Genomic DNA, 12,931 nt, shown 5'->3' on the forward strand with positions numbered 1-12,931 from the left:
AACGACTGCTGCCCGGACCGGTTTACGGCTCGAACTTGTAGCCCAGGCCGCGGACCGTGACGAGGTAGCGCGGCGCGCCCGGGTCGGGCTCGATCTTGGCGCGCAGCCGCTTGACGTGCACGTCCAGGGTCTTGGTGTCGCCCACGTAGTCGGCGCCCCAGACCCGGTCGATGAGCTGCATCCGGGTCAGCACCCGGCCGGCGTTGCGCAGCAGCATCTCCAGGAGGTCGAACTCCTTCAGGGGCAGGTCGACCTTGCCGCCGGCGACCGTGACGACATGGCGGTCCACGTCCATCCGGACCGGGCCGGCCTCCAGGGCCTGCGGGGCGACCTCCTCCGGCTCGCCGCGGCGGCGCATCACCGCGCGGATGCGGGCGACCAGTTCGCGCGAGGAGAAGGGCTTGGTGACGTAGTCGTCGGCTCCTATTTCCAGGCCGACGACCTTGTCGATCTCGCTGTCCTTGGCGGTCACCATGATGACCGGGACGTTGGAACGGCCGCGCAGCTGGCGGCAGACCTCGGTGCCGGGCAGGCCGGGCAGCATCAGGTCCAGCAGCACGAGATCGGCGCCATTGCGCTCGAACTCGTCCAGTCCGTCAGGGCCCGTAGCCGCGATGGCGACCTCGAAGCCCTCCTTGCGAAGCATGTACGACAGTGCATCGCTGAACGATTCCTCGTCCTCGACGACAAGCACTCGGGTCACGGAAGGACCTCCGGGGCTGGGTGAGCAGGGAGCGGATCGTTGAAGGTCTCGTACGGGCGGTCCTCATCGTCGAGGCCCTCCGCAGTGAGGTCGGTGGGCCGTTCGCGGTCGCGTACGGCCCCGGCTTCCGGGAGACGCAGGGTGAAGGTGGAGCCTTGTCCCTCGGCGCTCCACACCGTGACCTCCCCGCCGTGCGAGGCGGCCACGTGCTTGACGATGGCGAGGCCGAGGCCGGTCCCGCCGGTGGCGCGCGAGCGCGCCGGGTCCACACGGTAGAACCGCTCGAAGACGCGGTCCCGGTCCTTTTCGGATATCCCGATGCCCTGGTCGGTCACCGCGATCTCGATCAGGTCGCCACCGGGCGCGGAGACATGGCGCCCGGCGATCCCGACGCGGGTGCGCGCCGGGGAGTAGTTGACGGCGTTCTCGACGAGATTGCCCAGGGCCGCCGCGAGCTGGCCGCGATTGCCCCAGACATGCAGGTCGGCGGTGCCGCCGGCGGCCATGGTGATCTGCTTCGCACCGGCCTGCTGGCGGCAGCGGTCCACCGCCTCGGCGACCAGCTCGTCGACCCGGACCGGCTCGGCGTCCTCCAGCGGGTTGTCGTTCTGCACCCGGGAGAGGTCGATGAGCTCCTGGACGAGGTTGGTCAGGCGGGTGGCCTCGTTCTGCATCCGGCCGGCGAAGCGCTCGACGGCCTCGGGGTCGTCGCTGGCGTCCATCACGGCCTCGGAGAGCAGCGACAGGGCGCCGACCGGCGTCTTGAGCTCATGGCTGACGTTGGCCACGAAGTCGCGGCGGACCGCCTCTATGCGGCGGGCTTCCGTGAGGTCCTCGACCAGCAGCAGGACGAGCCGGGAGCCGAGCGGGGCGACTCTGGCGGAGACCGCGAGGGCCTCGCCGCGGCCGGTGCCGCGGCGCGGGAGATCCAGCTCGACCTGGCGTATCTCGCCGTCCCTGCGGGTGTCGCGGGCCATCTGCATCATCGGCTCGACGGCGAGCTTGCCGCCGCGGACCAGCCCGAGGGCGTAGGCGGCGGAGCTGGCCTTGACGACGGCGTCGGCCTCGTCGAGCACCACGGCGGAGGAGCGGAGCACCGAGAGCACGGTGTCGACCCCGGGCGGCAGCACGGCGTCCGTGTGCAGCGAGCTGCGGGTGGGTTTGGCCTGGTCGCGCTCGCTCCAGCGGAACGCCAGCATGGCGAAGACGCCGGTGCACAGCCCGGCGATCGCTGCCACTGCGGCGACGGCCGCATCCACGTTCATGACTCCAGGTTATGCGCCGGGTCGGACACTTCCCCAGCCGTGCGAGGCCCTGCTCGAACAGCCGTCGCCCAGAGTTCACCGTGGCGTCCGCGCGGGTTCACTCCGGAGGCCGGTGCGGAGCGTGCGGCCGCCTGCCGGACGCCCCTAGGGAAAACGGCCCGCGCACCCTGCCGGTCCGGCGCACGGCCAGGTGAACCGGCCTACCGGTCCCGGGGCGGCGGATGCGTCGCCCAGAGTTCACCTTCACGTCGGCGCCGGTTCACCCCCGGTGGCACCGCAGGTCGCGCGGTGCCCGCAGGGTGAGCCTGCGGGTGCCGCAGACGGTGCGGGTGCCGGACCGGTTCCGCACCGACGCACGACCGGACACCCTGAGCGACCGCGGGCGCGAGCCCCTCCGGAGCACGGCACCGCGGAGTACCGGCTCCGCGGAGGACCTCTCCGGGGTACGGGTCGCGCGGGCACCGGCCGTGAGAGCGTGGGCACAGGTCACCCTGCACCCCGTTCCACCTCCCCCACCCACGCCACACCACCACATCGAAGCGAGAGAAGGTCACTGATGCGGGACGCGTACCACGAGGAGCTGGATTCGATCGGCGAGGGCCTGGTCGAGATGGCCCGGCTCGTCGGCTCCGCGATCGGGCGCGCCACCACGGCGATTCTCGACGCGGACCTCAAGCTGGCCGAGAACGTGATCGCCGCCGACGAGAAGGTCGACGACCTCCAGCGCGACCTGGAGGCCCGGGCGATCGCCCTGCTGGCGCGGCAGCAGCCGGTCGCCACCGATCTGCGGATCGTCGTCACCTCGCTGCGGATGAGCGCCGACCTGGAGCGCTCCGGCGACCTGGCCCAGCATGTGGCCAAGCTGGCCCGGCTGCGCTTCCCGGAGACGGCCGTTCCGCAGGACCTGCACGCCACCATCCTGGAGATGGGGCAGCTGGCGCAGCGCCTGATGGCCAAGGCCGCCGAGGTCATCATCACCAAGGACGTCGACCTCGCGCTGCAGCTGGAGCAGGACGACGACGCGATGGACACCATGCACCGCACGCTCTTCCAGCACCTGATGGACGACCGCTGGAAGCACGGCATCGAGACGGCCGTGGATGTGACCCTCCTGGGCCGCTACTACGAGCGCTTCGCGGACCACGCGGTCTCCGTCGCCAAGCGGGTCGTCTACCTGGTGACCGGCGAGCACGCCGACGAGATCGCCCCGCCGACGGCGGTGGAGGGCGCATAGCGGCACCGGCAGGCGGAGGGAGCGAGTCCGCCCCATGCGCCACCGTGCGCCGTTGACGTGTGCTTCCACGCGCCGTTGACGCGCCTCGTCACCCGGGCTTGCAATGGGCAGCAGGTGACCCCTAGGAGGCAATGCATGGCACCCATGGCGGACTCCCCCAACCCCGCGGCCCACGACGACCCGACGGCCGTCGAGCGCCCGCGGCTCCCCCTGCTCGGCGCCTGCGGCTGCGGCCCCGGCTGCAGCTGCGGCTGCCAGTCGGGCGGACCGTGCCAATGCGGCGGCGGCTGCTAGCTACCCCGACGGCACAGCGCCACGGCGGCCCCGACCGGACAATCGTCCGGTCGGGGCCGCCGCCGTATGCCTGACCTGCGGGTATCCCCTTACGGGCCGCCGCGGCGGGGCCGGGTCACACGATGAGCGACAGCGGATGGATCTCGTCCGCCTTGTGGCCGGCGCGCTCGTGGATGCGCTGCACCGCTCCCGCCGACGGCGCTTCCGACAGACAGAACACATCCCCGGACTCGGTGTCGGCCCAGGCATGCTCGAAGGTCACGCCTTCGTCGCCCTGAATGGCGAGGTCGGCCCGGTGTGCCTCGTTGAGCTGGTCGGCCGTGAGGCCCTTCATACCGTGATGGATGTCCATGAACTTGGGCATCGGGCTCATCCTTCCGGTTGCAGATGATCAGTACCCCCGGCGCTCCCCTGCGCCCCTCCCTCCATGCTGCCTCCGGACGCCGCAGGCTTCGCCCCCACGACTCCGCTCCCGGTGAGCGGCCGCACCCGGGCCCGGCCGGATGCCGGCGCCCTCGTCAGGCGCCCTGGCCAGCCGGTGCCGGGAAGCGGGAAGCAGGAAGCGGAGCGGGAAGCGGCGGGCAAATGCCGCTTTGTCGTCTGACAACTCCGGACACGGTCGCGGCCAACGACACCCGGACGCAGATCAAGCTGACGATCAACGTGTCGGCCTCCACCACCACCACGTTCTCCGGGCCGCTGAACGAGTACTTCGAGCTGCCGCAGGGCACCGCGCCCGGTACGTACACCATCGGTTTCACGCTGCACGACCAGGGTCACCAGTCCGTGAGCTACGGGATGCCCGGCAGCAGCAGCCGGCCGGTGCCCGGCGGCCCGGTCATCCTCACGGTCACCGACCCGACGGCCGCCGGGTGCCCCTTCGAGGCAGGCACCGGGATTCCCCCACTCCGCACTGACGGCCCAGTGACGGCCCAGTGACGGCCCCAGGACAGCGAAAGGCCCCCTACTCGCGGGGAAACCGCAGGTAGGGGGCTCGATCGTGGCTGGTTACTTCTTCTTGCCCTGGTTCTTCACGGCCTCGATGGCGGCCTTGGCGGCCTCCGGGTCGAGGTAGGTGCCGCCGGGGTTGACCGGGCGGAAGTCGGCGTCCAGCTCGTAGGCGAGCGGGATGCCGGTGGGGATGTTCAGGCCGGCGATGTCCTCGTCGGAGACGCCGTCGAGGTGCTTGACCAGGGCGCGCAGGCTGTTGCCGTGCGCGGCGACCAGGACCGTACGGCCGGCGAGGAGGTCCGGGACGATGCCGTCGTACCAGTACGGCAGCATGCGGACGACGACGTCCTTGAGGCACTCGGTCCGCGGGCGCAGCTCCGGCGGGATGCTCGCGTAGCGCGGGTCGTCGCTCTGCGAGAACTCGCTGCCGTCCTCCAGGGCGGGCGGCGGGGTGTCGTACGAGCGGCGCCAGAGCATGAACTGCTCCTCGCCGAACTCGGCCAGCGTCTGCGCCTTGTCCTTGCCCTGCAGCGCGCCGTAGTGGCGCTCGTTCAGCCGCCAGCTGCGGTGGACCGGGATCCAGTGCCGGTCGGCGGACTCCAGGGCCAGCTGCGCGGTGCGGATGGCGCGCTTCTGGAGGGAGGTGTGCACTACGTCGGGGAGCAGGCCGGCGTCCTTGAGCAGCTCTCCGCCGCGGACTGCCTCCTTCTCGCCCTTCTCGTTCAGGTTGACGTCCACCCAGCCGGTGAACAGGTTCTTCGCGTTCCACTCGCTCTCGCCGTGGCGGAGGAGGATCAGCTTGTACGGTGCGTCGGCCATGGCGTCGAGCGTAATCCACATCCGGACCGGCCCCTGAGCGGGTCCAGGACCTGGGACCGCCCACGATGATTGACGCTTCCCGTCAATTGGGTGGCGGCCGAAGCGGGCCCCTCAGTAGGGTGCGATCGCCGCTCGCGCCACTTACACACCCACCGCTTACACACCCACCGTCGCGGCCGTGGCGGGCCTGGTCGGCATGGCGACCAACGCCTCCCGCCCCGCCGTCCAGGCGATGATGGCGGACATCGTCGCCCCCAGGACCGCGTCCGCGCCTTCTCGCTGAACTACTGGGCGATCAACCTCGGCTTCGCGATCTCCTCCACCGCCGCCGGACTCATCGCCGAACACGGCTACTTGGCTCTCTTCCTGGGCGAGGCCACGCTCGCCCTGGCCTGTGCGCTGGTCGTCTTCTGGAAGCTCCCGGAATCACGCCCCGCCGCGGGTACACCGGACGGCCCGGACGGCCCGGACGACGACGCCACCGGCCCGGCCACCGCGCCGGTCTCCATGCTGACCGTCCTGCGCGACGGCCGGTTCATGACCGTCGTCGGCCTCAACCTGCTGCTCGCCCTGCTCTTCCAGCAGGCCTATGTCTCAATGCCGGTGTCGATGGGTCAGGACGGCTTCTCCAGCACCGACTTCGGCATGGTCATCGCGGTCAACGGGATCCTCGTCGTGCTGCTGCAGCTCCCCGTGACACGCCTCATCGAACACCGCAGCCCGGCCATGCTGCTCATTGGCTCCGCCCTGCTCGCCGGTTACGGCTTCGGGCTGACCGCGCTGGCCGGTTCGGCCGCCATGTACGCGGTCGCCGTCGCCGTCTGGACCCTCGGCGAGATCATCAACTCCCCCACCCAGATGGGCCTGGTGGTGCGTCTGTCCCCGCTGCACGGCCGCGGACGCTACCAGGGCATGTACTCCCTGTCCTGGTCCGTCGCCTCCCTGACGGCCCCTCTGCTCGGCGGCGTGGTGATCGACCACTACGGTGCCGATGTGCTGTGGGCCGGGTGCGCGGCCGTCGGCACGTTGGCGGCGGTGGGGTACGGGCTGCTGCTGCGGGGCCTGCCGGAGCAGGAGGGCTCCGGGGCGGTGGCCGCGGGGCGGCCGGCCATGGGTACGCAGGAGTCGGTGGAGTCGGTGGAGCCGTCGGAGCCGGTGGAACCGTCGGTGCGGCGGGGACGGGAGGCCGGGGCCGCGGCGGGGGCCGGGGCGGCAGCGGGGGCCGGGGCGGGGACGGCGGCGGGCGAGCCGGTGGTGTGACGGGGCGCCAGGCGTCCAGGACCTGGCCGTGGTCGCAGGGTGTGCTCCGCTCCCCCGCGCCCGGCCCCGGCCTGCCCCGACCTGCCCCGGCCTCCCCCGCGCCCGGCCCCGACCTGCCCCGACCTGCCGTCGTACGGCTACGCGGAAGGCCGCTGGGTCAGATGCACGAAGGCGTCGAGGTTGCGGGTGGACTCGCCGCGGGACACCCGCCAGGCGTATTCCTTGCGGATCGCCGTGGCGAAGCCCATTTCCAGCAGGGTGTTGAAGCTGCCGTCGGCGTTCTCCAGGACCGTGCCGAGGATGCGGTCGAGCTCGTCGGGGGTGACGGCGGCAAGCGGGAGTTTGCCCACGAGGTAGATGTCGCCCAGCTTGTCGATCGCGTAACTGACGCCGTAGAGGCGGGTGTTGCGTTCGAGGAGCCAGCGGTGCACGGCCGCGTGGTTCTCGTCGGGGTGGCGGACGACGAAGGCGTTGATGGAGAGGGAGTGCCTGCCGACGATGAGCGAGCAGGTCGTGGAGAGCTTGCGGGTGCCGGGGAGCTTGATGACGTAGGTGCCGTCGGAGGGCGACTCCCATTCGAGGCCGGCGTCCTTCAGCGTCTGCTCGATCACGGTCTGCGCGGTCGCACCGGCGGCCATGGCTGTCCCAGCCGTCCCCTTGCCCGTCTCGCTCACACCGTGCTCCTCGCCCGTGTCACCCATGGAGCGATCGTAGGTGACGGCGGTGCTCCTGCATGGCGGCGGAGTAGACGTCGCCCGTCGCCGCGGCGGCGGTGTCCCAGCCGAAGGACTGGGCGTGGCGGGCGGCGTCGGTGCCCATACGGGCGGGCAGGTCCGGGTCCGTGACGAAGCGGGCGAGTGCGCGGGCGTAGTCGGCCGGGTCATGGCCGGAGACGAGGAAACCGCTGACGCCGTCGCGCACCGCCACCGGCAGACCGCCGACGGCGGCCGCGACGACCGGGGTGCCACAGGCCTGGGCCTCGATGGCGACCAGTCCGAAGGACTCGCTGTACGAGGGCATGACCAGCACGGATGCGGCGCGGTACCAGTCGGCGAGCTGTTCCTGGCCGACCGGCGGGTGGAACTGCACCAGATCCGCGATGCCGAGCCGGGCGGCCAGCTTCTGCAGGCCCTCGGGCTTGGCCAGTCCGCTGCCGCTGGGCCCGCCGACCACGGGCACCACCAGGCGGGAGCGCAGCGAGGGATCCCCGTCCAGCAGGGCGGCGGTCGCGCGCAGCAGGATGTCGGGGGCCTTCAGCGGCTGTATGCGGCCGGCGAAGAGCGGAATGACCGCGTCCTGCGGCAGACCGAGGCGGGCGCGGGCGGCGGCCCGGCTCTGGGCGACGTCGTCGCCGGTGGGCCGGAAGCGGTCGAGGTTGACGCCGGGGTGCACCACCGCGACCTTGCCGGGCTCGGCCTCGTAATGCCGGGCGAGCTCGTCCGCCTCCTCGGCGGTGTTGGCTATCAGCCGGTCCGCGGCCCGGACGATCTGGGTCTCGCCGATCACCCGGGCGGCCGGCTCGGGGGTGTCACCCACGGCCAGCGCGGCGTTCTTGACCTTGGCCATGGTGTGCATGGCGTGCACCAGCGGGACGCCCCAGCGCTCGCCGGCCAGCCAGCCGACGTGGCCGGAGAGCCAGTAGTGGGAGTGCACCAGGTCGTAGTAGCCGGGGCGGTGGCCGGCCCAGGCCTGCATCACGCCATGGGTGAAGGCGCAGAGCTGGGCGGGCAGCTCCTCCTTCGCCAGGCCCTCGTACGGACCGGCGTCCACATGCCGTACGAGGACGCCGGGGGCGAGCTCGACGGCGGGCGGGAGGGTGCCGGTGGTGGCGCGGGTGAAGATCTCCACCTCGATGTTGATCGAGGCGAGCTTCCTGGCCAGCTCGACGATGTAGACGTTCATGCCGCCGGCGTCGCCGGTGCCGGGCTGGTGCAGCGGGGAGGTGTGGACGCTGAGCATCGCCACCCGGCGCGGGCGGCGGGGGCTGCCGGGCAGCCGCAGCCGGGCCTGGCCGGGGAACTGGCCCTGGGGACGACTGCGGAGCCGGGACACGTATGGGCTCACGTCGGGCTACCTCCTAGGCGGGGCGGGCGGCGCGCCTCCGACCCCTCCAACAACAGACCCCGGCGATCCATTTCCGTCCGGCACGCGCTCCGCGTACTTTGCCAAAGCGTGACCAAGCGGGGCCCGGCGGGGCCTGGCCCGGCCTCGGCGGGACCCGGCGGGGCCTCGGCGGACGGCGTACCCGCGGCCACCCCATACTCTCGATGGCATGGCCCGCCGCCCCTCCGTCTCCGCCGCCGCTCCGGCGACCGCACCGTCCCGACCCGTCGGAAACGCCACCCGCGGGACCACCAACCCCAACCGGCTACGCCGTATGGACCGCTGGATCGCCGCGGAACACGGCGCCGTGCTGCGCCGCGCCGCCGACCCCGTCGCGGTCGACCTCGGCTACGGCGCCGCGCCCTGGACCGCGGTGGAGCTGCTGGGCCGGCTGCGTACGGTCCGTCCGGACGCCCGGGTCGTCGGCATCGAGATCGACCCGGCGCGGGTCACGGCCGCGCAGGCCCACGCGCGGCCGGGGCTGGACTTCCTCCACGGTGGGTTCGAGGTGCCGCTGCCGGGTCAGCGGACGCGGGCGCCGGTCCTCATCCGGGCCGCGAATGTGCTGCGGCAGTACGACGAGGACGAGGTGGCCGCCGTGTGGCGGCGGCTGTGCGCACGGCTGGCGCCCGGCGGGCTGCTGGTCGAGGGCACCTGCGATGAGATCGGGCGGCGGCACGTCTGGGTGGCGCTGGGCCCCGAGGGGCCGCGCACGGTCACCTTCGCCACCCGCCTCAGCGCCCTCCAAACACCCTCTGACCTGGCAGAACGCCTCCCGAAGGCGCTGATCCACCGCAATGTGCCGGGCGAACCGGTGCATGCCTTCCTCCGGGACTTCGACCGCGCCTGGGCCGCCGCCGCCCCGCTGGGCGCGCTGGGTGCCCGCCAGCGCTGGCGGGCCGCCGTGGCGGCGCTGGCCACGGACTGGCCGCTGGCCGGCGACCCGCGGCGCCGCCGCCAGGGAGAGGTCACCGTGCGGTGGGAGGCGCTGGCCCCCAGGAGGTGAGCGCGTCCGTCGCTACGCGGTCAGCAGCGGCTCCAGCAGCGCCCCCAGCTCCCGGATGCGCCGCTCCGTCTCCGAGCCGCGCGGGGCCGTGTACATCACCAGCGCCTGGTCCGGATCGGTGCTCAGCCGGAAGCTCTCGAAGGTGACGGTGAGCTCGCCCACCTGCGGATGCCGGATCCGCTTGGTACCGCGCAGGCACTCGTGCACCGCCTGCATCTCCCAGATCCGCCGGAAGTCCGGGCTGTGGGCGAGGAGTTCATTGACCACCTCGCAGATCCGCGGGTCGTCGGGGTGCCGGCCGCTGTCGGCGCGCAGATTGCCGACCACCTCCACGGCCTTCGCCTCCCAGTCCGGGTGCAGGGCGCGCGCCGACGGGTCGAGGAAGGCCAGCAGTGCGGTGTTCCGCCGGTCCGGGGCGAGCGCCTCCAGGTCGAAGCCGATCCGGCCGCCCAGCGGGTTCCAGGCCAGGATGTCCAGTCCGCGGCCGACCACCATGGCCGGGACGGTGTCCGCCATCGCGTCCAGGACCTGCTGGATCTCGGGGCGTACGGTCTGCCCGCGCGCGGGCACGGCGCAATAGTCCGCCGCGGGGCGCCGGGGCACGGCGATATTGCGCAGATACGTCACCTCGCCGCCGGACAGCCGCAGCGCCCGCGCGATGGCGTCCAGGACGGAGTCGGAGATAGCGGGCGCCCGGCCCTGCTCGATCCTGGTGTAGTAGTCGACGCTGATGCCGGCGAGCTGGGCGACCTCCTCGCGCCGCAGCCCGCGCACCCGCCGCCGGTTCACCCCGCCGGGCAGGCCGAGGTCGGCCGGGTCGAGCGCCGCGCGGCGCGCCTTGAGGAACGAGCTGATCTCGATTTCCGCGTACAGCATCGGTCCAGTATGCGACGCACGGCCGGTTGGGTGGTTCCCGCCGGCCCAGGATGCGACGGGCCTGGTCCGCTCCCCGTACGGGAAGCAAGGTGGTGCCCGGACGCCTCGGGGGCGCCCCGGAGGCACTCCGGCACGCCCGCGGAGCCGCCCCTGGGACAACCCCTGAGAACTCGCAGAGAAGGTAGGGCACCTCATGCAGCGCAGGATCCTCGGCGGAACCGGCATCTCGGTCAGCGAGTACGCGCTCGGCGCGATGATGCTCGGCGCCTGGGGCAACACCGATCACGACGACTGCGTACGGATCGTGCACCGTGCGGTGGACGCCGGGATCAACTTCGTGGACACCGCGGACGTGTATGCCGCGGGCGAGTCCGAGGAGATCGTCGGCAAGGCGCTCAAGGGACGCCGTGAGGAGGTCGTACTGGCCACGAAGGCGGTCAGCTCCATGGGCCCGGACGCCAACCACAGCGGCAGCTCCCGGCGCTGGCTCGTGCGGGCGGTGGAGGACAGTCTGCGCCGTCTGGGCACCGACTACATCGACCTCTACCAGATGCACCGCCCCGACCCGGCGACCGATATCGACGAGACGCTCTCCGCGCTCTCCGACCTGGTACGCGCCGGAAAGGTGCGGGCCATCGGCTCCTCGACCTTCCCCGCCGAGCAGATCGTCGAGGCGCAGTGGACCGCCGAGCGCCGCGGTCACCTCCGCTTCCGTACCGAGCAGCCGCCGTACTCGATGCTGGCGCGCGGGGTGGAGAACGCGGTGCTGCCGACCACTCAGCGCTATGGCATGGGCGTGCTGACCTGGGGCCCGCTCAGTGCCGGCTGGCTGTCCGGCCGCGACCTCTCGGCCAGTTCACGGGCCGGTCTGGAGAGCCAGAAGTTCGATCTCTCGATCCCCGAGAACGCCCGGAAGGCCGAGGCGGTCGGCGCACTGTCCAAGGTCGCGGCGGAGGCCGGCCTGTCCCTGCCCCACCTGGCGACCGCCTTCGTCCGCTCCCACCCCGCCGTGACGTCCGTGATCATCGGCCCGCGCACCCTCGACCAGCTCGACAGCATGCTGGAGGGCTCCGAGGTGACCCTCGGCCCGGACGTCCTGGACCGCATCGACGCCATCGTGCCGCCGGGCACCGACCTCAACCGGGCCGACGCCTACTACCTGCCGCCGGCGATCGCGGATGCTTCGCTGCGGCGGCGGTGAGGCAGGTGGGGCCAGCGCCGGCCGCCTCTCTGCGGGCCGGGACCAGGCATGGCGGGCGACAGCAGAAGACCGACTGCTTCCATTCATTCACTGCGGCTTGCGATGCCTGCCCCTGCCCGGGCGGAGCGGCTGGTACCCCGGCACCGCGGCCGGGGGCGTAGTGGCCTCGGGGTACAGGATGCGTTTCGCCTCTGCGAGGTTGGACGCGAACCCGTGGGGCTCCCAGGCGTATCCATTCCATCGCTGGATGGCGCGAGGTGCGTCCGGATTCAGATGGGAACCCCTGGGTCCCTCACCGGGGACAAGAGGCACAGCGCGAAGTCGTCCGATCTTCGCGTCACGGCGTTCCGCCCATTCCGACAGCGGTTCGTCGTCCACCTTGCTCCCCTGCCCCTCGGCGGCACCTTCTCCGGGAGAGTAGTGCGCACATGGGCATGATCGCTCAGCCGTTGCTCCGGTGGGATGGCGTGCCGGATGAGCGAACCTCGACCCAATACTCCAGCCGTAGATCGTGAGGTGACGGACGAGTGGCGGAAGATGCGGCTAAGGTCTCCGCGCTCGGCGGTCCTACATAGCGCCTTCCTGCGCGTCGGGCCGTGGCTCACCAGAGCCGGGGCCCGTGTTGTTGGAGGATCACCGGTGATCGGCAAGCTGCAGTGCGTGGTTTTGGACTGTCCGGATGTCCTAGAACTCGCCCAGTTCTACCAATCGCTCCTCGGCGGTGCGGTCAACGAGCCCGATCGCAGGTGGGCAGTCAGTGACGACTTTGCCACCCTTCACACAGGCTCTGGCCGGGTATTTGCGTTCCAGCGCGTGAAGGATCACCGGGCGCCGCGGTGGCCGGACGGCTCCTACCCGCAGCAGTTCCATCTGGACCTCGATGTTCCCGACCTTGACCGGGCCCAGGAGCAGGTCCTTGGCTTTGGTGCCACGCTGCTCCACGTCGACACCCGCGGTTGGAGGATCTTCGCAGATCCGGCCGGCCATCCCTTCTGTCTCCTACGGGGCTGACGAGGAGTGCTGGAGCAACGTTTTCGCCCAGCGATGCCGGTTTCCCGGCGGGGAGACGGGTGCGGCTACCGTTGATCATCCGATCCCCGACCGCTGCCGGGCCGCCGGGCTGGGCGAGGGAGGCGGGCATCCGCTCTTCCAGCAGGACGGGCGGGAGCGTTATCTGTTTCTCACTGTCGGCGTCGGCCGTACGGCCCTCTGGGATGCT

13 protein-coding genes and 1 pseudogene are annotated in these 12,931 nt (G+C 71.8%); 6 read left to right on the plus strand and 8 right to left on the minus strand.

The annotated features are described in order from the left end of the window. Positions 1-22: 22 nt before the first annotated feature. Together AB0C46_RS22700 and AB0C46_RS22705 are read right to left on the minus strand one after the other, a co-directional pair. Positions 23-703, minus strand: a complete 681-nt coding sequence (locus tag AB0C46_RS22700; RefSeq protein WP_127152500.1) for a response regulator transcription factor — start codon at positions 701-703, stop codon at positions 23-25. Further along, positions 700-1,968 carry an ATP-binding protein gene (locus AB0C46_RS22705; protein WP_362829833.1) on the minus strand — a complete coding sequence of 423 codons (1,269 nt, stop codon included), beginning with the start codon at positions 1,966-1,968 and terminating at the stop codon, positions 700-702. The genes AB0C46_RS22700 and AB0C46_RS22705 overlap by 4 nt, the downstream gene beginning before the upstream one ends. A 556-nt stretch (positions 1,969-2,524) precedes the next feature. Between AB0C46_RS22705 and phoU the strand changes: the two genes are divergently transcribed. Continuing rightward, positions 2,525-3,202, plus strand: a complete 678-nt coding sequence (gene phoU, locus AB0C46_RS22710; RefSeq protein WP_018089770.1) for a phosphate signaling complex protein PhoU — start codon at positions 2,525-2,527, stop codon at positions 3,200-3,202. Positions 3,203-3,611: 409 nt separating this feature from the next. On the opposite strand, the gene AB0C46_RS22715 is transcribed toward phoU, so the two are convergent. Next, entirely contained in the window at positions 3,612-3,860 is a 249-nt protein-coding gene (locus AB0C46_RS22715; RefSeq protein WP_362829834.1) for an SCO4226 family nickel-binding protein, read from the minus strand. Between the two features lie 221 nt (positions 3,861-4,081). On the opposite strand from AB0C46_RS22715, the gene AB0C46_RS22720 reads away from it, so the two are divergent. Beyond that, on the plus strand, positions 4,082-4,435 hold the full coding sequence (locus AB0C46_RS22720) for a hypothetical protein (protein ID WP_362829835.1): 354 nt from the start codon (positions 4,082-4,084) through the stop codon (positions 4,433-4,435). 69 nt (positions 4,436-4,504) lie between these two features. On the opposite strand, the gene AB0C46_RS22725 is transcribed toward AB0C46_RS22720, so the two are convergent. Further along, positions 4,505-5,266, minus strand: coding sequence for a phosphoglyceromutase (locus tag AB0C46_RS22725; RefSeq protein WP_362829837.1), 762 nt, complete (start codon positions 5,264-5,266; stop codon positions 4,505-4,507). 169 nt (positions 5,267-5,435) lie between these two features. Here AB0C46_RS22725 and AB0C46_RS22730 point away from each other — a divergent pair. Continuing rightward, positions 5,436-6,526: pseudogene (locus AB0C46_RS22730) on the plus strand (MFS transporter); the annotation flags it as partial. Positions 6,527-6,663: 137 nt separating this feature from the next. On the opposite strand, the gene AB0C46_RS22735 reads toward AB0C46_RS22730, so the two are convergent. Both AB0C46_RS22735 and mshA read right to left on the minus strand, forming a co-directional pair. Continuing rightward, positions 6,664-7,164, minus strand: a complete 501-nt coding sequence (locus tag AB0C46_RS22735; RefSeq protein ID WP_362829899.1) for a YbjN domain-containing protein — start codon at positions 7,162-7,164, stop codon at positions 6,664-6,666. Between the two features lie 55 nt (positions 7,165-7,219). Then, a complete protein-coding gene (gene mshA, locus AB0C46_RS22740) occupies positions 7,220-8,590 on the minus strand; it encodes a D-inositol-3-phosphate glycosyltransferase (RefSeq protein ID WP_362829838.1) in 1,371 nt (456 codons plus the stop codon). A 208-nt stretch (positions 8,591-8,798) separates the two neighbouring features. On the opposite strand from mshA, the gene AB0C46_RS22745 reads away from it, so the two are divergent. Beyond that, positions 8,799-9,635, plus strand: coding sequence for a class I SAM-dependent methyltransferase (locus AB0C46_RS22745; RefSeq protein WP_362829839.1), 837 nt, complete (start codon positions 8,799-8,801; stop codon positions 9,633-9,635). 12 nt (positions 9,636-9,647) lie between these two features. On the opposite strand, the gene AB0C46_RS22750 is transcribed toward AB0C46_RS22745, so the two are convergent. After that, positions 9,648-10,511 (minus strand): helix-turn-helix transcriptional regulator, encoded by an 864-nt coding sequence (locus AB0C46_RS22750; protein WP_362829841.1) that lies wholly within the window; start codon positions 10,509-10,511, stop codon positions 9,648-9,650. 193 nt (positions 10,512-10,704) lie between these two features. Here AB0C46_RS22750 and AB0C46_RS22755 point away from each other — a divergent pair, with 193 nt between their 5' ends. Continuing rightward, a complete protein-coding gene (locus AB0C46_RS22755; protein ID WP_362829842.1) occupies positions 10,705-11,712 on the plus strand; it encodes an aldo/keto reductase in 1,008 nt (335 codons plus the stop codon). An 87-nt stretch (positions 11,713-11,799) separates the two neighbouring features. On the opposite strand, the gene AB0C46_RS22760 is transcribed toward AB0C46_RS22755, so the two are convergent. Beyond that, entirely contained in the window at positions 11,800-12,090 is a 291-nt protein-coding gene (locus tag AB0C46_RS22760; protein WP_362829843.1) for a DUF6087 family protein, read from the minus strand. A 261-nt stretch (positions 12,091-12,351) separates the two neighbouring features. Between AB0C46_RS22760 and AB0C46_RS22765 the strand changes: the two genes are divergently transcribed. Then, a complete protein-coding gene (locus AB0C46_RS22765) occupies positions 12,352-12,723 on the plus strand; it encodes a VOC family protein (protein ID WP_362829845.1) in 372 nt (123 codons plus the stop codon). The last annotated feature ends 208 nt before the right edge of the window (positions 12,724-12,931 follow it).

The organism is Streptomyces sp. NPDC048637 (genome assembly GCF_040650675.1).
GTDB lineage: Bacteria > Actinomycetota > Actinomycetes > Streptomycetales > Streptomycetaceae > Streptomyces.

Coding starts and splice junctions, on each gene's coding strand:
- AB0C46_RS22705 (WP_362829833.1), bottom strand. CDS start 1,968: ATGAACGTGGATGCGGCCGTCGCCGCAGTGGCAGCGATCGCCGGGCTG.
- phoU (WP_018089770.1), top strand. CDS start 2,525: ATGCGGGACGCGTACCACGAGGAGCTGGATTCGATCGGCGAGGGCCTG.
- AB0C46_RS22715 (WP_362829834.1), bottom strand. CDS start 3,860: ATGCCCAAGTTCATGGACATCCATCACGGTATGAAGGGCCTCACGGCC.
- AB0C46_RS22720 (WP_362829835.1), top strand. CDS start 4,082: ATGCCGCTTTGTCGTCTGACAACTCCGGACACGGTCGCGGCCAACGAC.
- AB0C46_RS22725 (WP_362829837.1), bottom strand. CDS start 5,266: ATGGCCGACGCACCGTACAAGCTGATCCTCCTCCGCCACGGCGAGAGC.
- AB0C46_RS22735 (WP_362829899.1), bottom strand. CDS start 7,164: ATGGCCGCCGGTGCGACCGCGCAGACCGTGATCGAGCAGACGCTGAAG.
- AB0C46_RS22745 (WP_362829839.1), top strand. CDS start 8,799: ATGGCCCGCCGCCCCTCCGTCTCCGCCGCCGCTCCGGCGACCGCACCG.
- AB0C46_RS22750 (WP_362829841.1), bottom strand. CDS start 10,511: ATGCTGTACGCGGAAATCGAGATCAGCTCGTTCCTCAAGGCGCGCCGC.
- AB0C46_RS22755 (WP_362829842.1), top strand. CDS start 10,705: ATGCAGCGCAGGATCCTCGGCGGAACCGGCATCTCGGTCAGCGAGTAC.